18 protein-coding genes are annotated in these 20,969 nt (G+C 41.5%); 17 read left to right on the top strand and 1 reads right to left on the bottom strand.

All coding sequences use genetic code 11. The features are described from left to right. The first annotated feature begins 407 nt into the window (after positions 1 to 407). From PAEAM_RS11210 to PAEAM_RS11180, 7 genes are all read left to right on the top strand, one after another. The gene (locus PAEAM_RS11210; RefSeq protein WP_100527540.1) at positions 408 to 2,270 is read left to right on the top strand and encodes a beta-glucoside-specific PTS transporter subunit IIABC; all 1,863 of its coding nucleotides are present in this window, start codon (positions 408 to 410) and stop codon (positions 2,268 to 2,270) included. Between the two features lie 502 nt (positions 2,271 to 2,772). Further along, positions 2,773 to 3,936, top strand: coding sequence for an MFS transporter (locus tag PAEAM_RS11205; RefSeq protein WP_243391328.1), 1,164 nt, complete (start codon positions 2,773 to 2,775; stop codon positions 3,934 to 3,936). 582 nt (positions 3,937 to 4,518) lie between these two features. Beyond that, the gene (locus tag PAEAM_RS11200) at positions 4,519 to 4,764 is read left to right on the top strand and encodes a hypothetical protein (protein ID WP_100527538.1); all 246 of its coding nucleotides are present in this window, start codon (positions 4,519 to 4,521) and stop codon (positions 4,762 to 4,764) included. A gap of 349 nt (positions 4,765 to 5,113) precedes the next feature. Next, positions 5,114 to 5,677, top strand: a complete 564-nt coding sequence (locus PAEAM_RS11195; protein ID WP_100527672.1) for a GNAT family N-acetyltransferase — start codon at positions 5,114 to 5,116, stop codon at positions 5,675 to 5,677. 95 nt (positions 5,678 to 5,772) lie between these two features. Next, positions 5,773 to 6,348 (top strand): TetR/AcrR family transcriptional regulator, encoded by a 576-nt coding sequence (locus PAEAM_RS11190; RefSeq protein ID WP_100527537.1) that lies wholly within the window; start codon positions 5,773 to 5,775, stop codon positions 6,346 to 6,348. A 205-nt stretch (positions 6,349 to 6,553) separates the two neighbouring features. Next, the gene (locus PAEAM_RS11185; protein WP_207765561.1) at positions 6,554 to 7,594 is read left to right on the top strand and encodes an NADH:flavin oxidoreductase; all 1,041 of its coding nucleotides are present in this window, start codon (positions 6,554 to 6,556) and stop codon (positions 7,592 to 7,594) included. Between the two features lie 72 nt (positions 7,595 to 7,666). Further along, positions 7,667 to 7,903, top strand: a complete 237-nt coding sequence (locus tag PAEAM_RS11180) for a hypothetical protein (RefSeq protein WP_100527536.1) — start codon at positions 7,667 to 7,669, stop codon at positions 7,901 to 7,903. On the opposite strand, the gene PAEAM_RS11175 is transcribed toward PAEAM_RS11180, so the two are convergent. Then, positions 7,883 to 8,902: an alpha/beta fold hydrolase gene (locus PAEAM_RS11175; protein WP_100527535.1), complete on the bottom strand. Its 1,020-nt coding sequence runs from the start codon at positions 8,900 to 8,902 to the stop codon at positions 7,883 to 7,885. The two genes, PAEAM_RS11180 and PAEAM_RS11175, sit on opposite strands and share 21 nt — an antisense overlap. Before the next feature lie 145 nt (positions 8,903 to 9,047). Here PAEAM_RS11175 and PAEAM_RS11170 point away from each other — a divergent pair, with 145 nt between their 5' ends. The 10 genes from PAEAM_RS11170 to PAEAM_RS11125 all read left to right on the top strand — a co-directional run bounded on the left by PAEAM_RS11170 (position 9,048) and on the right by PAEAM_RS11125 (position 20,874). Next, on the top strand, positions 9,048 to 9,956 hold the full coding sequence (locus PAEAM_RS11170) for a LysR family transcriptional regulator (RefSeq protein ID WP_100527534.1): 909 nt from the start codon (positions 9,048 to 9,050) through the stop codon (positions 9,954 to 9,956). A gap of 66 nt (positions 9,957 to 10,022) precedes the next feature. After that, positions 10,023 to 10,739, top strand: coding sequence for a class I SAM-dependent methyltransferase (locus PAEAM_RS11165; protein WP_100527533.1), 717 nt, complete (start codon positions 10,023 to 10,025; stop codon positions 10,737 to 10,739). A gap of 255 nt (positions 10,740 to 10,994) precedes the next feature. Beyond that, positions 10,995 to 12,926 carry a fructose-1,6-bisphosphatase gene (locus tag PAEAM_RS11160; RefSeq protein WP_100527532.1) on the top strand — a complete coding sequence of 644 codons (1,932 nt, stop codon included), beginning with the start codon at positions 10,995 to 10,997 and terminating at the stop codon, positions 12,924 to 12,926. Between the two features lie 192 nt (positions 12,927 to 13,118). After that, the gene (locus tag PAEAM_RS11155; protein ID WP_100527531.1) at positions 13,119 to 14,006 is read left to right on the top strand and encodes an RCC1 domain-containing protein; all 888 of its coding nucleotides are present in this window, start codon (positions 13,119 to 13,121) and stop codon (positions 14,004 to 14,006) included. 303 nt (positions 14,007 to 14,309) lie between these two features. Beyond that, complete coding sequence (licT, locus tag PAEAM_RS11150) at positions 14,310 to 15,149, top strand: BglG family transcription antiterminator LicT (RefSeq protein ID WP_076250546.1); 840 nt, start codon at positions 14,310 to 14,312, stop codon at positions 15,147 to 15,149. Positions 15,150 to 15,295: 146 nt separating this feature from the next. Next, positions 15,296 to 17,161, top strand: a complete 1,866-nt coding sequence (locus PAEAM_RS11145) for a beta-glucoside-specific PTS transporter subunit IIABC (RefSeq protein ID WP_100527530.1) — start codon at positions 15,296 to 15,298, stop codon at positions 17,159 to 17,161. Positions 17,162 to 17,174: 13 nt separating this feature from the next. Next, positions 17,175 to 18,635 (top strand): glycoside hydrolase family 1 protein, encoded by a 1,461-nt coding sequence (locus PAEAM_RS11140; RefSeq protein ID WP_100527529.1) that lies wholly within the window; start codon positions 17,175 to 17,177, stop codon positions 18,633 to 18,635. Positions 18,636 to 18,942: 307 nt separating this feature from the next. Continuing rightward, positions 18,943 to 20,160, top strand: coding sequence for a DNA polymerase IV (locus PAEAM_RS11135; RefSeq protein ID WP_165789892.1), 1,218 nt, complete (start codon positions 18,943 to 18,945; stop codon positions 20,158 to 20,160). Then, complete coding sequence (locus tag PAEAM_RS11130; protein WP_100527527.1) at positions 20,157 to 20,504, top strand: YolD-like family protein; 348 nt, start codon at positions 20,157 to 20,159, stop codon at positions 20,502 to 20,504. Before PAEAM_RS11135 ends, PAEAM_RS11130 begins: the two co-directional genes overlap by 4 nt. Before the next feature lies 1 nt (position 20,505). Beyond that, on the top strand, positions 20,506 to 20,874 hold the full coding sequence (locus PAEAM_RS11125) for a YhjD family protein (protein ID WP_091029878.1): 369 nt from the start codon (positions 20,506 to 20,508) through the stop codon (positions 20,872 to 20,874). The last annotated feature ends 95 nt before the right edge of the window (positions 20,875 to 20,969 follow it).

The raw sequence follows: 20,969 nt of genomic DNA, 5'->3' as shown, positions 1-20,969 counted from the left end.
ACTCCCTTAGACCATAATAAAAATAATAGGTAACCTGCTTAGGCAGTATACATTACCTGTTTTCAAAAAACAACACGTTACATTTTTGTTACAAAAATCATTTCGTGTCAAAGGAAACTAAACACTTAAACAATATATATTTTCTTCTCTGTTCTGAGTAACATGACGTTATAACATATGTTTCGCACTTCCATTATAACTGGCTAACGCGTCCATGGTCAGAGAACGAAGGTGGCAACGAATAAACCAACCTACCCTTAACTAGTTCCAGTTTCAAGCTTGTTGAGCTTCCTTAGTCTGCTTAAGAATGTCACAATAGCTGTCATATGAAAACATAATGAGTTTGTTTTGCCATCCTCAAAAATTTAGCTTTACTACCTTAATATACGTCGAAGGAGCCTTACATCATGGATAAACAACAATTGTCCAAAGATATTCTCAAACTGGTTGGTGGGGAAGAGAATATCGATCAAGTTACGCACTGTATGACTCGACTCAGATTCAATCTAAACGATAACAATCTAGCAGACAGAACAACGTTAAAAAACACACCTGGCGTTATGGGTGTAACGGAAAACGGTGGACAGTTTCAGGTGATTATTGGCAATGAAGTTTCCGAAGTGTACAAAGCACTAGTGAACAATATGAGCATGAAGCCTAACGGAGAGAGTGCTCCAAAAGGTGGAAAGAAACAAAGAAATCCGATCAGCGCATTATTTGATTTCATCTCGGGCATGTTCACGCCAATCCTGCCAGCAATTGCTGGCGCAGGTATGATTAAAGGGATCGTGTCCATTCTGGTGGCTCTTGGTTGGATGACAAATACAAGTTCAACCTATATCATTTTGTCTGCGGTTGGCGATGGCGCATTCTACTTCCTGCCTATTATTCTGGCCATTAGTGCTGCGAAGAAAATGGGGAGCAATGTTTATGTAGGTGCTGCACTAGCGGCTGGTCTCATGCATCCAACCATTACAGCGTTGCTTCAAGAGGGTAATACTTCGTTTGCAGGCATTACGGTTATTGCCACATCCTATGCATCATCGGTTATTCCCATCGTCATTGCAATCTGGATCGCTGCTTACGTGGAGAGAGCGATTGACCGCATCACTCATTCTTCACTGAAACTGATTGTTGTACCAACTGTTACGTTACTCATCATGGTACCACTAACCTTGATCGCGATCGGGCCACTGGGTGGCGTTATTGGAAACGGTTTATCTGGGGGTATCAGATGGTTATTTGATAACGCATCCATTTTGGCAAGTATCTTGATTGGTGGCACAATGTCTGTGCTGATTATTACAGGCATGCATTATGCACTGTTGCCGCTTGCAGTTGGTTCGATTGCAACACTTGGTTACGATTTTATCGTTCCGTTAATGTTCGCAGCTAATATGGCCCAGGGTGGTGCTGCATTTGGTGTGGGCTTTAAGTCTAAAAACACCCAAACCAAATCACTTTCATATTCTACAGGACTGACCGCTCTTATGGGAATTACGGAGCCTGCCATGTACGGAATTAACATGAAATTCAAAAAACCATTTATTGCAGCGCTCATTGGGGGCGCAGTCGCTGGGGCGTTTCTGGGAACCTTTTCTATTAAAGCCTATTTCATTAGCACTGTAGGTCTTCCGGGAGCTGCCTCATATGTCGGTCCAGACATTAGCAACCTGCTCTTTGCACTGATTGCTGCTTTAATTGCATTCGTTGTAGCTAGCATAATTACTTATTTTCTGGGCTTCCAGGAAGAGGTACCTGCACTATCAGCAACGTCTGCAACTATACCTGTAGTAGCTGAAGACACTAAATTACAGGATGAACAAATATTCAGCCCTATGAGTGGGGAAGTTAAGCCACTTAGCCTGGTTCCAGATCCTGCTTTTTCAGAAGAAATGATGGGTAAAGGATTTGCCATTCAACCTTCAGAAGGACGTGCAGTTTCCCCAGTTAACGGCACAGTATTCTCTGTTTCTAAGAGTGGTCACGCTATTGGTCTCGTAAGTGATCTTGGCGCAGAGATGCTGATTCACATCGGGATTGATACGGTAAAGCTGAAAGGCCAATTTTTCTCGCCCAAGATTCAGGCAGGAGCAAAAGTATCCGTAGGTGATCTATTGATAGAATTTGACCGTGAAGAGATCGAAAAAGCGGGTTACAATATGATTACCCCGGTCATTATTACGAACATGGTTCAATATACCGATGTCCAATCGGCTGGGCGTACCACAATTAATGAAAAAGAATTGATGTACACAGTCAAAGCCTAATTTGGTGTTATTAATAGCGGCAGTGATTCCAAGTTATTTCTGGAACGCTGCCGTTTTTGTCATGGTGCTGCATAGTAAAACCAAAAAAAATTGTTCTTTCTACATAATATTAAAAAACACTGCGTTACTTTTGAGTAACAAATGTGATCTCATGTTAATTCAAACTAAAATGCCAAAATGTATATATTTATTTGAATAATAAAAGTAACATAAGTTTTGCAAAACAAAATGTATTACAGACGGATAAGTAGGATTACTCTGAATATGGAGAAATCTCTTACGGAGTTAACACTGAAAGGTGGAACACACAAATGAGTCTAACCATTCGATTAGCGGATGTTTTAATATGGGAAGGTCTTTAGCTACTAATTCAATAGAAGGGGCATATATAGAAAATGGTTTTGTCCCAGATGAGTGAATGTAGAATATTTATTTTAGTGAATAGTTAATTAATCTATTTTTCTAGAAATACAGAAATAAGAAGGTGAAATTGTTGAAAAATATGTGGAAAATATATTTATTAGCTGTAATTAGTTTTCTTAATGGCGCATCAGAATATGTTATTGCCGGGATCCTAGACAAAATTGCTGAATCTAGCAACATTTCAGTTTCTTCTGCTGGACAGCTAATTACAGTGTTCTCTATAGCATTTGGCGTAGGTACTCCTTTTTTAATTGCTTTCACATCTAAATTAGATCGAAAAAAACTCTTAGTTTATGCATTAACTGTATTCTCTGTTATTAACATTTTAATTGCAACGATAACAGGATATGAGATGCTTATCGTAGCTAGAATTATTTCAGCACTTAGTGCCGGTGTTATTCAGGTTACGCTCCTTACTCTTGCTGCGGTTTTGGCTGCTCCAGGAAAGCAAGGCAGTTCAATTGCTACTGTTATTATGGGAAATAGTACGGCATTAGTTATCGGTGTACCCATAGGCAGGGTTGTAGCTTCCCATTATGATTGGAACATCATATTTATTGGTCTTGGAGTAATAGGACTTATTCTCTTATTCCTAGCGCTGCTGATCATACCCAAAGTAGTTGCTGAAGAAGTTGTTCCTTTGCGTGATCAGTTTAAATTCATCATGCAACCGCGTATCGCAGCAGCGTTACTGATTACGTTCGTGTGGTTAGGCTCATATTCCATTTTATTTACGTACATTTCACCGTATCTCCTTGATATATTTAGCATGAGTGATCAAGGTGTAACGGTAGCCCTGTTTATATTTGGTATCGCTAGTGCTATTGGTTCCAAAATAGGAGGACTCAGTACAGATAAATGGGGTACATTCCGTACCCTAGCTGGTGGAATGATACTCCACGCCACTGCATTACTGTTGTTCCCGCTTATAGGCCAATCCATATTTCTTCTATATATATTACTTATTTTCTGGGCAATAGCAGCCTGGTCCTCAGGTACGCCGATCCAATTTCAGCTTATAAGTCTCGCTCCCGCTGCTTCAGGTATTGTACTTAGTTTGCATAGCGCGATTGGACAAGTTGGAATGGCTGCCGGAGCTGGTATCGGGGGTATTGCTGTCAACCACAGTTTGTTGAACTACATCCCATGGATCGGTGCGCTTGCCCTTGTGATTGGCATCGTAACAACGTTGCTTGATAACTCTCTATCTAAAAGAAAACAAACGAAAAAATCTTTGCAATAAATAAACACTTGTATCATCTTCGTTTGTTACATGCCTCTTAACGATGTATAAAACCTTCTATAACAATAAGAAAGCAGCTGACCCAAGTGATCAGCTGCTTTCTTTGTTTTATAATTCATAACTCATTAACCCCATGATAGTAGGTCCAACTGCACCAAAGTTTGATGTGATGGGATTAAGTTCGCAGCGAATGAAGTCAAGCTTATCGACGGTTTCCGCATACATTTATGTTCCGATTGAGGCGAGTACTAACCTCCAAGCCTTGTTACACCACAACTAACAATTCTCAAATTTGCATCTTTCATCTGATAATAGGAAAGTATTTATTTCATCGTATAGCAAAGTAAATCAACTGGAAGAGAATTATGTCGAGTTATTAGAAGAATTTTTTATTTGGTCGATATGAACAACAATCCTTAGCGGCAAATTTTCCATCAGTTATTGAAAACTATTTTAGGAAATATCTTAAAGGAGAATTTTTTTTGTTAAACTAAGGAGTAAGTTAGTGTAATTTCCCGTTTTAGATAACGTTATAATATAAACAGAGTTCAAGACATGAATACAATAAATGGAGGGGTAGGATTGAACAAGTATGTGTTACATATAGTTGCAAGTGTAATTTGCATATTGTTACCTGCTGTTGGTCTCTTATATGTTTTGTGGGATAGCCACCAACCCAAAATAGGACCTGTAGGAGACGGAAAACCAAATTATCCTTCAATATCTCAATGGATATCTATTAGCTCTTCTTTTATTCTTGGAGTAGTTAATTTACCTCTTTCCATAATTCGATATAGACAAAAGGCTAAAGAAGATATTAAAAGTTAATGCTTTATTACGCTAACGTAGAAACTATAATTGAATAAACGACGAAAATGAAGCTGCCTGTGTTAGCCGGCAGCCTTCATTACGTTAATGGGCAGGGTAGATGAATTTTGTGAATATACGCCAGGTATGCGAACGATAAAAACATAAACTTTTAAGATTAAAGACATGCTACAGTCTTCAGAATCGCAGAAAAAAGAGGTCGAACCCGCCCGGATTTTATGGCTATCAGCCCTTCGATGGTGAAGTGCCTTCATGCACAAGATACGATCATAATCCATTAAACCGGAAGGAATATCTCTTACATGTCTTGAATCACGATAAATCTGAATTAAAGCTGGAGGCGAATGAGATGCTGGAATTAGAGTTTACGACTACAGAGGAGTGGGATGAAGCATTGTGGGCGCGGATGGAGCGCATCTATCATGAGGCTTTTCAAAGCGGCGCTAAGACAAAAGCGATTCTGCGCAGTATGCTGGACCGGAAGATTGGTTATTTACACACAGGCGTGCATCATGGAGAAGTGGTTGCGATGGCTGTTACTGGACTGGAGGGGATGGTTGCGGAGCGCATCCTGATCATCGATTACCTCGCGGTTGAACAGAAGTTGCGTGGGTGGGGCATAGGGACCTGGATGCTAGAGCAGCTCAGAGCCTGGGCGTTAAGGGAGCACCGGATCAAAGGTATGATTATCGAGGCGGAGTTCGGGACAACGGAGGCTCATCAGGAGCGCATTCAGTTCTGGCAACGCAACGGGTTCATCCTAACCTCCTATGTCCATCAATATAGAATGGTGCCAGAGCCGTATCAGGCAATGATGCTGCCGCTGGATACAAGTACGCATGTGCCTGATGATGGTGAAGCACTGTTTCGTTATATTAATGCTTTTCACAAGGTTGCTTACCGGAAGAGTTAGACCGCATTCAATGGACCTGCAGGAAAATACCGTAGAGATTAGATGTAAAATGATCAGTTCTTGACTACATGGTCAAAAACTGATACATTAATCCCATGAGCAGACCAAGAGAATTTGATGTCGATCGTGTATTACACCAGTCTATGGAAGTGTTCTGGAATCAAGGCTTCAAAGCAACTTCTTATGAGGACCTTACGCGTACTACAGGAGTCAAAAAGCAAAGTTTGTACTGTGTTTTTAAAGACAAGCGATCGTTGTTCCTGAAGGCGCTGGCACTTTACCGTGAACAGGTTATAGCGAAACTGAAACAGATTGAAGCCCTGGATTCGTCTCCCGTTGATAAACTGAATACCTTACGATATTCCCTTTTAGACGATGAAACTAGCTGCCAAGGGTGTCTAATTGTGAATGCATCACTCGAATTCGGAACAGATGACGAGCAGGTCACACTAGAAGCTGAGCTCATGGCAGAAGAGATTCAACTGGTATTAGAGAAGATCATAAGTAGTGGCCAGAATCAACAGTTAATTTCCAACCGGTATACGAGTATAGAGCTTGCATCTTATCTAAATAACACCATTCTTGGTGTGAGAGTTATGGAGAAATCAGGTTCATCCCGTGAACAGATCGAGACGGTTCTGCGTACTTCATTTGGCATGATCATGTCTTGATCTTTTTTTTGTGAAATTCTTGACTACGAAGTCAAAAATAATTAAAGGCGGATTAATACACCACGAAACCTTGAAGGAGGTGGGGCTTTTCGATAAAAATCGTGTATTGATTCATTTGGAAATAACGTCTAGCTGTTAACCAGGCTGGTTGCTGTTTAACATCCCCTAGGTCAATTTATATAAAACGAAATATGTGGAGGTTATTATGAATTATTCTCAATCCGTAGAAGCATTGTTCCAACCTATAGAGTTAGGTCACTTGAAGTTATCCAATCGAATCGTGATGGCGCCGATGACGCGTCAATTTTCTCCGGACGGTATCCCGGGTTCGAATGTTGCGGGCTATTACCGCCGTAGAGCAGAGAACGCAGTGGGGCTTATTGTGACAGAAGGGACAATAATTAATCATCCGGATGCATCCAATCAAGCCAATGTGCCTCACTTTTATGGCGAAGCTGCGATGAATGGTTGGGCACATGTTGTATCTGAAGTACATGAAGCTGGCGGTCGAATTATTCCACAGATCTGGCATATGGGAGCCAAAGGTCATGTTAATGATTATTCGGAAGCTGAGATTGCTACAATCGTTCAGGAATTCGCACAAGCAGCCTCAGAAGCGAAACGCGTTGGGTTCGATGGTGTTGAAATCCATGGAGCACACGGCTATCTGATCGACCAATTCCTGTATGAGAAAACCAACTCTCGTACCGATCGTTATGGTGGAGATATGATGGCTCGCACACGTTTTGCAGTTGAAGTGATTGAGGCTTGCCGTAAAGTAGTGGGATCGGAATTCCCGATTGTACTGCGTTTATCTCAGTGGAAGACAGATGATTATCAGGCTAAATTGGCTGAAACACCGGAATTACTGGAGCAGCTTCTCGCACCGTTGGTTCAAGCTGGAGTCGATATCTTCCACTGTTCCACACGCCGTTTCTGGGAGCCGGAATTCGAAGGGTCTGATCTGAATTTTGCTGGATGGACCAAAAAACTGACTGGTAAACCGACAATCACTGTTGGATCGATTGGTCTTGATGGTGACTTTACAAGTCTGTTCACAGAAGGTAAAGGCGCAGGTAACGTCGGTATCGAGGGATTGGTACAACGACTTCAGAATGATGAGTTTGATCTGGTTGCTGTAGGCCGTGCTCTTCTAGTCGACCCTGAATGGGTTAAGAAAATTCAAGAAGGACGTACTGATGATCTGGTTCCATTCACAAGAGAGGCGATGACTGTACTTACTTAATTGTAGTTATAATCATTAGGAATATGTATTAATCAAACACACCTTCAAGATCATCTTGGAGGTGTGTTTGTAATGCCAACCAGAGTGAGTTATCCGGTGGAATTAAAGATGAAAGACATAGAAATGAGACTGGCAGAGGATGCAAAAGAAACATCGGATAAGGTCCTCAACTTCATTATTGCTGGTTGCTTAATTTCTACATCATCACTCAACAACACCACTGCTGGGGGAGCTCTCCCTCTGAAAGATCAACGCTTCTCTTCACTGAATTCCCATGCAAGTGACGATCTATTCATTAGTGCTAAGTGACAACAAGTGTTTTAGATTCTCATCAATAAATTGATTATCGGCACTGTTGATTCCACGACCGGCAAAATGGCCCCAGATCGATTGGATTGGTTTCAAGACAGCATTAGGTATACGCTTAACTTCGTATTCATTATCGTCCGCAGTGCAGAAGAGATCCGTGCTTCCCGGCATGATACAGGCATAAGCTTTTATGCTCTGAAGTGCTTTATCAAAGTCTCCGTTATAGGAGGGATTTGCACTGATATCAGCATGTTGGCCTGTCCATAACATGGCCAGAACATTATGCGGATCCATATTCATAAAGCTATTTTCCCAGACACCAGCTACAAAATCCTCCAGTGTGTCAAATCCCATCTCACGGTATAGCTCTTCTCTATAAAACGCATGTGATAGTCCCCATCCTGCATAGACCCGACCAACGGCACGCATGTCTGTAGAACTTAGTTGGTTTAATTTACTTGAGTCGAAGCCGACTGCAGATAGCAGCGAAGCTTTCACGCCTTCCAGGACCACAAATGTGTGTGGCCAAGGTTTGGCGATGCCTCCGAAAGGTGCGATTCGTTCAACCATCTCCGGGTAACTTGCCCCCCATTGAAATGCCTGAATACCACCCATCGACCACCCGACGACGAGAACAATCTTTTCAATACCGAATTTTTCGGTCAGCAGTTGGTGCTGGAAACGTACGTTGTCATAGATGGTTACCTGTGGAAAGTTAGCGCGATCGAATGGAGGAGGCGTGTTACTGGGAGAGGAAGAGAGTCCATTGCCCAGCAAATTGGGAACGATAATAAAATATTTCTCTGGATCCAGTGCCATCCCACTGCCAATGAGCCATTCATTCTGAACATGCTGATCACCAAAAGCCGTTGGATAGACAATAACATTATCTTTCTGTTCATTTAATTTTCCGTAAGTTTGATAAGCGAGATAAGCGTTTGGTAACGTCATTCCTGATTGTAAGATGACATCACCCAAGTTAAAAATTTCATAATCCATCGTATAATTGCTCCCTTCAAAATGAAACACCACAGGTTCACTGTGATCTCTTGTACTCAGTATAGAGCTGTGATACTCTCAATAAAAGTGAATAGAATTCATAATAGTATTCAATAAAATTGAAAGATGAAGGGGGAATCATCGGATGGAATTGCGTCAACTGAATACGTTTTGTACGGTTGCAAAAACATTGAATTTCACGCGGGCAGCGGAAGTGCTGAGCTACGTTCCTTCCAACGTCACGATGCAAATTAAAGCATTGGAAGATGAGCTAGGGGCTCGCCTATTTGATCGGTTGGGCAAGCAACTCGCGCTCACAACTGCGGGTAAACGCTTTTTAACACACGCCCAAGGCGTTCTTGAAAAAATGGACGAAGCTCGTAGTGCTGTCCATGATAATGAAAAACTAAGTGGTACCTTAACGATAAGTGCAAATGAGGTTATTTGCTCCTACCGGCTCCCACCTGTCTTCCAACGGTTTCGTTCGCAGCATCCGGGAGTTCGCCTAATTTTCCGCTCAGTTCCGAATCAAGAGCTCAAGCAAACGCTCTTTGAGGGAACCACGGATATTGTTTATATGTTGGATGAACCCATTCGCTCGAGTGGACTTTCCGTGGAACCTTTGCTGGAAGAACATTTCCGATTGTTAGCTGCTCCAGATCACCCACTCGCCAAACGAACTGTGCTGCAATTGGAAGATTTTCATGATGAAGTGTTCCTGACAAATGAGAAGGGTTGTCCCTATCGAACGATGTTTGATCGGTCATTTGAGAAAGAGGGCATTGATAGCATTACATATTTAGAGTTTCAAAGTGCTGAAGCCATTAAACAATGTGCAATTTCAGGAATAGGTATTGCCTTTCTTCCTGAGATCGTCGCGGAATCTGAAGTTGAACGCGGAGAACTTGTTGTCCTCCCTTGGCAAATTCCGGACTTGCAGGTATATACACAGATGTTGTGGCATAAAGACAAGTGGCTTTCACCAATGATGTTATCTTTTATAGAAGCAACCAGGGTAGTGTTTGGTTCACAGAGTGAGAATAAAACAGGATAACTTATGTACGAGACATCAAACTGTTGAGCACAGTAAAATGCTGTTGAAAGTGAGGAGACATTATTTATGATTCCATTAGTATATGACCAGATTAACCATTGGGGAAAAGACGATGAATTTTTCCTTTCATTATTAAAGAGATTACAAGTAGAATCTATAGCTGACCTGGGCTGTGGAACAGGAAGATGGACTACTCATCTTGTTCAGTGCGGTTATAAAATTACCGCTATAGATCCCAATGAAGAAGCGATTGAAATAGCGAAAAGTAAAGATAATTCTGAAAGTGTGGAATGGATTATAGGTGATAGTGCGGATTTACAAACCAATACCTATGATGCGGTAATTATGACAGCGAATGTTGCACAGGTATTTCTTACAGATGACAGTTGGAAGCGAGTAATCTCAGACGTATTCCGATCCCTAAAAATCGGGGGTCACTTTATTTTTGATACAAGAAACCCTTTGGTAAAAGTATGGGAAGAATGGGAGAAGGACAAAACTCCTGACTTAGCTAAAGATAGACTAAGCGGAGATCCTTTAGAAATTTATACAGAATATGAAGGGTTTGAGGGAGATATTTACACTTTCTATGAAATTGTAAAAAATACTAAAACAGACAAAGTGTTAGTTCATGAAAAAATGCAGCTGAGGTTTCGAAATCAAGAAGAATTCAATGAGTCGCTGAAACAAATCGGTTTTTCAAAAATTAAAACATATGGGGATTGGGAATTTAAACAAGCAAGTTCTGAGAATAGATCGTTTATTTTTCATTGTGTAAAATAGCAGTTAGTAAAAAAACCTCAAGGGACCAGAGCAGATTGAACACACTTCTTATTCCTAAAATAACTACAAACATGGTTCATTCAAATCCATTCAATGAAATTTGTTCATATATGATGAACTGGAGTATGATGGGGGAAGGCGATGCTGATAATTACCATATAATCAATGCCAAGTATAGAGTGTAATTTGATATAGGTCTAAAGCTTTTGGACCCGGCTATACAACACCATACTTCCTTGAAGGGGGACATCTGTTTTGGATGAGCAGTTTCTAGATTTATTGGCCGAGAAATATGATACGGAAGAAAAAATCATAACAGAGATCATCAACCTTGAAGCGATCTCCAATCTCCCGAAGGGAACCGAGCATTTTGTCAGTGATTTGCATGGGGAGTTTCAGGCTTTTCAGCATGTACTACGAAACGGTTCGGGTACCGTCAAAGAGAAAATCAAAGAATTATTCCGGGAAGTTTGGACGGAACAAGAAATCAATGATTTTGCGGCGTTGGTTTATTACCCGGAAGAAAAAATTCAGCTGGTTATAGGGGAACTGAGCAATAAACAGGCTTTGAACCAGTGGTATAGACTAACAATTGAACACATGCTTAAGCTTATTTCTTATGCCTCTTCCAAGTATACACGCTCAAAATTGCGTAAAGCTCTGCCAGAGCAATATGTATATATTGTAGAAGAGCTTTTATACAAGACGGATTCGACCAACAATAAGGATCCTTATTACGAGGAAATATATCGGCAAATTATATCCTTGGGCCAGGCGGACAATCTCATTATCGGCCTTGCTTATACGACACAGCGCCTGGTGGTTGACCATCTTCATGTAGTTGGAGATATCTATGACCGGGGGCCGTACCCCGATAAAATTATGGATACGCTGATCAACTACCATTCTGTAGACATACAGTGGGGGAACCATGATGTCCTCTGGATCGGAGCCTACGCAGGTTCTCTGGTCTGCCTTGCGAATATTATTCGGATCTGCGCCAGATACGATAATCTGGACATCATTGAAGATGTATACGGAATCAATCTGCGCCCACTGCTAAACCTGGCGGAGAAATATTACGAAGACAATCCGTCCTTCAGACCTAAGTTACAGGCTGGACATAATGTATCGGAGCAGGAAATTCTGCAGATCACCAAAATTCACCAAGCCATTGCCATGATTCAGTTTAAACTTGAAAGCCCGATTATCAAGAGACGCCCATACTTTAATATGTCTGAAAGACTTTTGCTGGAGCAGATTGATTACGACAACAATGAAATCAACATCTGCGGTAAAACGTACCTGCTGGAAAACACCTGTTTTGCAACCATAAATCCGCAGAAGCCTGAACAATTGCTGGAGGAAGAACGCCAGGTAATGGAAAAGCTGCTGTTTTCCGTTCAGCATTCCGAAAAGATGGCCAGACATATGAATTTTCTCATGAAAAAGGGTAGCCTTTATTTAAAGTACAACGGGAATTTGTTAATCCACGGCTGTATTCCTTTGGATGAAGAAGGAAATATGGAAGAAATGCAGATTGAAGACAAGACATATGCGGGCCGTCAATTGCTTGATGTTTTTGAAGATTATTTACGTTACGCCTTTGCGCATCCGGAAGAGACAGAAGATCTGGCGACGGATATGGTATGGTACATCTGGACAGGGGAATGTTCCTCGCTCTTTGGAAAGAGAGAAATGACTACTTTTGAGCGGTATTTCATCCAAGATAAAGAAGCACATAAAGAGAGAAAGAATCCTTACTACCATTTACGTGAAAATGAAGATATCTGTCGAATAATCTTGCAGGAGTTTGATTTGAATCCAGATCATGGACATGTCATTAACGGGCACACGCCAGTCAAAGAAATTAGTGGAGAGAGCCCTGTTAAAGCAAACGGAAAAATGATCGTGATTGACGGCGGTTTTTCCAAAGCCTATCAATCCACAACGGGCATTGCCGGATATACCTTGTTGTACAATTCCTTTGGCATGCAGCTCGTTGCCCACAAGAAATTTAATTCAAAAGAAGATGTGTTATGTAACGGAACGGACGTGTTATCTCTAAAAAGATTGGTGGACAAAGAACTGGCGCGGAAGCTGGTGAGGGAAACCAATGTCGGAGAAAAGCTGTTGCAGAAAATTTCAAATTTGAAGGATCTATTAGACTATCGCTACATGAAATGAAACGATTGCTAAAGTACACATTCGGATCAACCGTTTGAGTGCAATATGACATAGACGCTCGTATTGGGCAGGGAAGTAATAATACCCTGCCTGTGCGAGCCTTTCTTTTTTCACAGTGCGATTTAACTACAAACTTTATGACTTAACAGTTGAACTAACGGCGGATTTTCAATTGGTGGAGGGGAGAAAGATATGGACTACAATTCACGGAAGGAAGCGGTTTTTGAGACGAAACGGTTCCGTAACTGTACCATAGCGGCAGGTCGCCGTCATACCGTTGCTCTTAAATCTGACGGAACAGTAATAGCTGTGGGTGATAATAAATATGGTCAATGTAAGGTAAGCGATTGGTGCCATATCGTCGCAGTTGCAGCGGGTAATGTTCATATGGCTACGAACACCGGTAATGCACATACCGTTGGTCTTAAATCTGATGGTACGGTAACTGCTATAGGTTGGAATAAGCATGACCAATGCAATGTAAGCGAATGGCGCGATATTGTAACCGTTTCGGCAGGTTGGTGCCGTACGGTTGGGGTTAAATCAGATGGCACCGTGGTTGCGGTGGGGCGAAATAATGAAGGGGAATGCAACGTGAGCAACTGGCGCGATATTGTATCGGTCACGACGGGTGACTGGCATACAGTCGGTTTAAAAATAGACGGAACGGTAACAGCAGTTGGTAACAATAAGTATAACCAATGTAACGTAAACGACTGGGGCGACATATTGGCTGTTTTGGCGGGGTATCTTCATACAGTTGGGCTTAGATCGGATGGCACGGTATTGGCTGTGGGTAGAAATAATAATGGCGAATGCGACGTAAGCGGATGGCGCGATATTGTAGCAGTTGCAGCGGGGAGTTATCATACTGTTGGTCTTAAGTCCGACGCTACAATGGTTGCTGCGGGTTCGAATAAACATCACCAATGTGATGTACGTGGCTGGCACGGAATTAGAGCTGTTTCGGCGGGGTGTGCCCATACGATTGGACTGAAATCGGATGGTACCATGGTTGCTGTGGGTGATAATGATTATGGACAATGTGATGTAAGCGGATGGAGTAACATTCAACCATAAAATGTCGAGGTATAAGGACATATTCCTATGGAAGTCGCTATTTTAGCGGCACGCTTAACGTATAATTTTAATGGATCGTTTTAAGTTATAGAAAGTACTCCAAATGACTATATTGACAAATTTAACGCCTTCCACTAAGATAATCGTACAAGTAAATAATGAATATAATCAGGATTGTTACTGATCAGCAGGCAAGACCGATTAATATGCAAACATGTAGAGTATAATTACCATGTGTGCACTATTAATGGTCTTTTTTATTTGCTAAATTCTGTTAACGTTTCATTTTAAAAGGAGATTCGTATGAAAATCACGCGAATTATTAATAATAATGTCGTCTGCGCTGTAAATGAAAGACGCCAAGAGATGATGCTTTTAGGAAGTGGCATTGGTTTTCAGAAGAAAAAAGGAGACGATGTGGACACAGAGAAGATTGAGAAAGAATTTTTTCTGAAGTCCAAAAATGTAACTGGCAAATTATATGCCCTGCTCGCGCAGATTCCGATGGAGTACATCCGTGTGTCCGATAGTATTATTCAATATGCCAAGCAGTCCTTGGATAAAGAGCTGAATGAAAATATATATTTGACGCTAACAGACCATATTAACTTCGCCGTATCACGCTATAAACAGGGAATGAACTTCAACAATGCGTTATTGTCTGAAATTAAAGCATTCTACGCCAATGAGTATCGAGTGGCTTTGAAGGCTTTGGATATGATTAATCAAGAATTCAACATTACGTTGCCTGAAGATGAGGCTGGATTTATTGCGCTTCATATTGTCAATGCAGAGCTCGGATCTGAAATGGAAGATACCATGAAGATGACACAATTGATTCAAAAGGTCTTAAATATTATTCGTTATCAGTTCAAAATTCACTTTAACGAAAGCTCCCTTCACTACTCCAGACTGATCACGCATCTAAAGTTTTTTGCCTATCGTCTGTTTAACAATACGGTGATGAAAAGTAATGATAACGATTTCCTCAATATTATTAAAGAAAAATATAAGCTAGAGTACCAATGTAGTCTAAGAATTGCGCAGTTGATTCGGGTAGACTATGGGAAAGAATTAACCGAAGACGAATTGGTGTATTTAACTGTTCATATCAAAAGGGTGACTGATGAAGAAAGGGATTGACCCATCATCGCTCCATAATGACTATACTAGGATTGTTACTGGTGATGCAGGCAAGACCTAGAGTTCCATCGTGTATAGAGCATATCTATATTCGATAGAACTCTAGGTCTTTTTTTGTAGAATAATACATTGAAGGGGGAACAAAAATGAAACATGAACAAACGGCTACCGACATTCTAAAACTTGTTGGTGGTGAAAAAAACATTGAAAGTGTTACACACTGTGCTACCAGGCTGCGCTTTAACTTAAAAGACGAGTCGATTGCTAACAACGAAGCACTGAAAAACGTACAAGGAGTTGTGGGCGTTGCCAGTAGTGGAGGTCAGTATCAGGTCATTATTGGTAATGAGGTCAACAACGTCTATAAAGCCCTTGCGCAGCTAGGGAACTTTACAAGCAAGAATGATGCTCCAACTGTGAAAAAAGGAAAAGTTTCTACTGTTCTGGACACGATTTCCGGAATCTTTACACCCATCCTACCGGCGATGATCGGTTGTGCCATGATTAAGGCAGTTCTTCTTATTTTGAAAACCTTTGATCTCGTTGACCTTGACGGTCAATTTAATACGATTATGACTTTCGTCGGGGATGCGGCTTATTACTTCTTGCCAATGCTACTCGCCTGGAGTGCTGCTGTTAAACTTAAAGCTAATGTGGGCTTTGCGTTAACCATTGCGGGTATCTTGTTACATCCTAGCTTTTCGGCGTTAATGTCTGCAGGTGAGCCTGTTACGTTCTTTGGTCTGCCTGTCACACAAGCGACGTATTCTTCTTCCGTTATTCCAATTATTCTAGCCGTATGGATCCTGTCATATGTGGAACGATTTGCTGAAAAGTATTCTCCTTCCGTGATCAAATCCATTTTGAAACCTTTAGTTGTAATCCTTGTTATGGCGCCTCTAACATTAATTATTCTAGGACCATTGGGTGCAATTGCCGGTAACTATCTTGCTTCTGCTGTATCCTATGTCAATACACACGCAGGATGGTTAGTGTCTGGTATTATCGGCGGGGCATTCCCATTCCTGATTCTGACGGGGATGCACTATAGTTTGGGACCTGTTGTCCTCACTGCTTATGCACAAACAAAAACAGATGGCATTGTTGGCCCAGGTATGCTCGTACATAATGTTGCTCAAGGTGCAGCTGCGCTCGCGGTCGCATTAAGAACCAAAAATAAAGCGTTTAAACAAGTTGCTTACTCTACTAGCGTAACTGCGCTGTTAGGAATTAGCGAACCTGCATTGTTTGGTGTAAATCTACGGTTGAAAAAACCACTGATCGCTGTTGTCATTGGTGGTATTGTAGGCGGAATATACGTTGGCTTGTTCGGAGTAGCCCGATCTGCTCTAGGCATTGCCGGCTTGGCTACGTTACCAGCATTTATCACAGATAATCCATGGAACCTAATCCATGCAGCAATTGGTCTGGTCATTGGCTTTGTTGTTACCTTCTTGATGACGCTTATTTTAGGATTTGAAGATGTGCCTGAGGATGGAGAGGATCAACAAACACCAGCCAATTCATCTTCAACAAACCGTGTGCCTGTTGTTAGTGTTTCTGAACATGTGCTCATAGCACCAATGACTGGTCGAGTTCTAGAGTTATCAACAATAAAGGACGAAGCCTTTGCAACTGGAGCTATGGGAAAAGGGATCGCCATTGAACCTACAATTGGAAAGCTTGTTTCACCAGCCGATGGTGTCATATCCGCGGTATTCCCTACCTTCCACGCAATCGGTATTAGCTCGAATAATGGCGCTGAACTCCTCGTTCATATCGGCATGAACACGGTGAAGCTGAAAGGTGAACATTTCGAGGTGCATGTACAAGAAGGTGATGAAGTAAAAGCTGGGGATTTACTTATTGAATTCGATACAGATGCAATAGCCGCCAAAGGTTATGATCTGACTACACCTATTATTGTTACGAATTCAGATGACTTTACAGATGTAATTGGTATAGACAAACCATCGATTACGATCGGGGAAAAACTAATTAAGATCATATAAGGAGGAATTTCCAATGAAGAACACAACCGTATTCCCAGACTCTTTTATGTGGGGCGGCGCAACAGCGGCGAATCAATACGAGGGTGCCTGGAACATTGATGGTAAAAAGGCAAGTACAGCAGATATGATGACGGGTGGAACGCATACTACTCCAAGACGGATCACCAAACACATTGAGGAGGGCGTAAACTATCCTTCCCATGAGGCAGTAGACTTTTACCATCATTACAAAGAAGATATCCGTCTGTTTGCAGAGATGGGCTTTCGATGCTTCAGAATGTCCATTGCTTGGTCCAGAATATTCCCCAACGGGGACGATGTAACGCCAAATGAAGCAGGACTTCAATTTTACGACAAGGTGTTCAGTGAACTGAAAAAGTATAATATTGAACCTATCGTTACGATCTCACATTACGAAGCTCCGTTTGCGCTAACAGAGAAATTCAATGCCTGGGCTTCCAGAGAGATGATCGACTGCTACGTACGGTATTGTGAGACCATTTTCACCCGTTACAAGGATGTCGTGAAGTACTGGATTACATTTAATGAGATCAATAGTTTAATTGTTCCAGCAGGTGCATATATAGCAGGGGCATTATTAGTTGATGATAGTGGTGTATTTAACAATACGGTTGTGGATAGTACGCAATTAAGATTCCAGGCTTTACATCATCAATTTATAGCAAGTGCAAAAGCAGTCAAACTTGCTCATGAGATTAATCCGGCGTTCCAAATCGGTTGTATGATTAATTATAGTCATGGTTACGGAAGTACATGTAAACCGGAAGATATGTTGAAGGCTCTGAGAATGGATCAGATTAACAATATGCTGAGCAGCGACGTGCAAGTTAGAGGGGAATACCCTGACTTTGCCAAGAGATATTTTAATGAGAACAATATTCAGATTGAGATGGCAGAAGAGGACGTAGAAGTGCTAAAACAAGGCTGTGTTGATTTCTATAGCTTCAGCTACTACAAGTCTCATGTAGTGGGTACCCGCCCAGAAGGTGATGAGACCCAGGGGAATGTCTTTGGTGGATTCAAAAATCCTTATTTGAAGGCAAATGATTGGGGATGGCAAATCGATCCAGTTGGACTTCGTTACGTACTCAATCATGTGTACGATCGGTATAGAATCCCTGTAATGATCGTTGAAAATGGTCTGGGAGCGGTTGATATCATCGAAGAGGATGGCTCTATCCATGATACGTATAGAATCAATTTCCTGCGAGATCATATCGAACAAATGAGAGAAGCTATCCTCGATGGCGTTAATCTTATCGGCTACACGGCTTGGGGTTGCATCGACATCGTTAGTGCCTCAACTGGCGAAATGGAGAAACGCTACGGATTCATTTATGTAGATAAGGATAACGAGGGCAGAGGTACCCTGAAAAGAAGTAAAAAGGATAGTTTCCACTGGTATAAAAAGGTGATTGAATCCAACGGGGAAAGATTGGATTTGGAAATATAATTTGCACTCGAACGAAAGATGATCCAATCTTTAAATTCTATCAAATAGACCAAGTACTTATCACTTTGTGAGACAAGTACTTGGTTTTTTGTGCATCAATAATAAAACTAAAAATTAATTATTTGGATGGCTAAAGTGGCTGACAATATCCAGTCTACAGTTCATTATGGTGTCCAAGGGTTTTCAAAAGCTAATTATAAATATTTACCTCTTGCATAAAGAACGTGCGTTCGGTCTATAATATATACAAACATACGTTCTCAAAAGTACAGGAGTGATTACAGTGTTGACTAAGCAACGAACCATTATGCTCATTGATATGCAGAGCTTTTATGCTTCAGTCGAAAAGGCAAAAATGCCTCAATACAAAAATAGACCATTAGCTGTTGCGGGAGACCCCGCAAGACGCTCTGGAATTATCCTAGCCGCTTGTCCACTAGCCAAAGCGAAGGGTGTGTCTACCGCGGAACCACTCTGGCAGTCTCTTCAGAAGTGCCCTGAACTGATCATTGTGAGACCACACATGCAAGAATATATCGAAGTATCCACTCAAATCATGTCCATTATTGAAGAGTTCACCGATCTGGTCGAACCGTACAGTATAGACGAATTATTCGCTGATTTTACAGGGTCTATGCATCTATTCGGTAATGATCCAGTCGATTTGGCCAAGCAAATTCAAGACAAAATCTATAATGAAACAGGCGTTTACGCGAGAGCTGGCATTGGTGAAAACAAAATCATCAGTAAATTATGCTGCGATATGATCGCTAAAAAAGCAGAGGGGGGCATTTTCCACTTAAAAAAAGAGGAGTTACACCTCCATATTGGAGATAAGCCCATCCGCGATATGTGGGGGATAGGCTCCAGAATGGAAAAACATCTGTGGAAGATGGGCATCCGAACCATTAGAGACCTGGCAAATACACCTCTTACTAAACTAAGAAATAAGTGGGGGGTTAATGGAGAAGTCATCTGGCGAGTCGCAAATGGACTCGACAAGTCGCCGGTAACCGTCAACACGCACAGTACACAAAAAGATATTGGAAACGGAATGACCCTGCCTAGAGATTTCACAGAGGCTTGGGAGATCGAAGTGGTTATTCTCGATATCTGCACAGAAGTATGCAGAAGAGCCCGCAAAAAGGGACTGATGAGTAGCGTCGTATCTGTGAGTGTGTCTGGAGCGGATTTTGACCACCCCACTGGTTTTCACAGGCAGGTTAAACTGTCTGATCCTACAAACATAACCGTTGATGTATGCAAGATAGCCAAACGCATATTTCATCAACACTGGGATGGGCAACCTGTGCGCCGTGTAGGCGTATCCCTGTCTCAATTATCCAACGCGGATACATATCAACTATCTTTTTATGATGATCAAGAACAGAAACGGGCCATTGATCAGGTGATGGACGACATTAAGGATCGATTTGGCGACATTGCCATTCTACGAGCAAGCTCCATTACGGCTGCGGGTCAAGCGATCGATCGAGCATCTAAAATTGGGGGGCATTATAAATGAGCAAAAAACTGGAGGCCAATGGATTATGGGAATCGAGCCGCATGATGCTTCCTCAACATAAAGAACGAATTATACAGCATCGTACTCAAGTTCATTATCTAACGAAACCGCTGATCCATGAAGATGAGTGGGAGATTATTACACAAAATATAGATATGTCGCTCAATTATACATTGCAAGCCACCTTTGAAATATTTACTGAGTCAGGCAATCGGGATATACACGGGATCGTCACTTCAGTCAGTACCTTTGGAAAGAAAATCAAAATTGAAATGGAGAATGGATTTGAATGGGTCGATTTTGATCAATTGGTCGCTGTAAAACTTGAAGAAGGAGGCGTGTAAAGTGCGACAGACTTTCGAGGAACTTTCACTCGTGAAGAGGGTGGTAGAGCTCCCTTATCTGTTAGGTGCTCTGGAGGTAGATAAGCATAAAATATACGCTTCAAACTTCAAAATGAAATCTGTATATGTTGACTACTTGGACGGTACTCAAAAGAAAATTGCTTTAGAGATGTACAAATCAAAACAAAGGCTAAAGGAACATCATATTAAAATCATAGATGAAGTGAGATCTGAGCTGAGTTTAACGGTAGATTATTCGGTGAGAGGTTACATCCATAAAATGACATTATTATGGAGCAAAGTGAAAGTGGATGTAACCTTAATGCTTACCGAACATATGAACGTTGATATTACTGATTTGCTCAAATGAACATAGAAAAGTAAGAGTCTAACTCATCAATGCGGCAACCAATACGAGCAGATCTTTCGGCAAATCGGGAATCACAAAAAAGATAAATAAAAAGG

It is taken from the genome of Paenibacillus sp. GM1FR, from assembly GCF_002803315.1.
Taxonomy (GTDB): domain Bacteria; phylum Bacillota; class Bacilli; order Paenibacillales; family Paenibacillaceae; genus Paenibacillus; species Paenibacillus amylolyticus.
Note: the sequence above shows the minus strand (reverse complement) of the source record. Positions and strands in the feature narration are given on the sequence as shown.

Bases quoted from the DNA above. Each gene is read 5' to 3' on its own strand.
- PAEAM_RS11140 (WP_100527529.1), top strand. From the start codon at position 17,175: ATGAAGAACACAACCGTATTCCCAGACTCTTTTATGTGGGGCGGCGCA.
- PAEAM_RS11175 (WP_100527535.1), bottom strand. From the start codon at position 8,902: ATGGATTATGAAATTTTTAACTTGGGTGATGTCATCTTACAATCAGGA.
- PAEAM_RS11180 (WP_100527536.1), top strand. From the start codon at position 7,667: ATGCCAACCAGAGTGAGTTATCCGGTGGAATTAAAGATGAAAGACATA.
- PAEAM_RS11205 (WP_243391328.1), top strand. From the start codon at position 2,773: ATGTGGAAAATATATTTATTAGCTGTAATTAGTTTTCTTAATGGCGCA.
- licT (WP_076250546.1), top strand. From the start codon at position 14,310: ATGAAAATCACGCGAATTATTAATAATAATGTCGTCTGCGCTGTAAAT.
- PAEAM_RS11190 (WP_100527537.1), top strand. From the start codon at position 5,773: ATGAGCAGACCAAGAGAATTTGATGTCGATCGTGTATTACACCAGTCT.
- PAEAM_RS11210 (WP_100527540.1), top strand. From the start codon at position 408: ATGGATAAACAACAATTGTCCAAAGATATTCTCAAACTGGTTGGTGGG.
- PAEAM_RS11155 (WP_100527531.1), top strand. From the start codon at position 13,119: ATGGACTACAATTCACGGAAGGAAGCGGTTTTTGAGACGAAACGGTTC.
- PAEAM_RS11185 (WP_207765561.1), top strand. From the start codon at position 6,554: ATGAATTATTCTCAATCCGTAGAAGCATTGTTCCAACCTATAGAGTTA.
- PAEAM_RS11195 (WP_100527672.1), top strand. From the start codon at position 5,114: ATGCTGGAATTAGAGTTTACGACTACAGAGGAGTGGGATGAAGCATTG.
- PAEAM_RS11145 (WP_100527530.1), top strand. From the start codon at position 15,296: ATGAAACATGAACAAACGGCTACCGACATTCTAAAACTTGTTGGTGGT.
- PAEAM_RS11130 (WP_100527527.1), top strand. From the start codon at position 20,157: ATGAGCAAAAAACTGGAGGCCAATGGATTATGGGAATCGAGCCGCATG.
- PAEAM_RS11165 (WP_100527533.1), top strand. From the start codon at position 10,023: ATGATTCCATTAGTATATGACCAGATTAACCATTGGGGAAAAGACGAT.
- PAEAM_RS11170 (WP_100527534.1), top strand. From the start codon at position 9,048: ATGGAATTGCGTCAACTGAATACGTTTTGTACGGTTGCAAAAACATTG.
- PAEAM_RS11135 (WP_165789892.1), top strand. From the start codon at position 18,943: ATGCTCATTGATATGCAGAGCTTTTATGCTTCAGTCGAAAAGGCAAAA.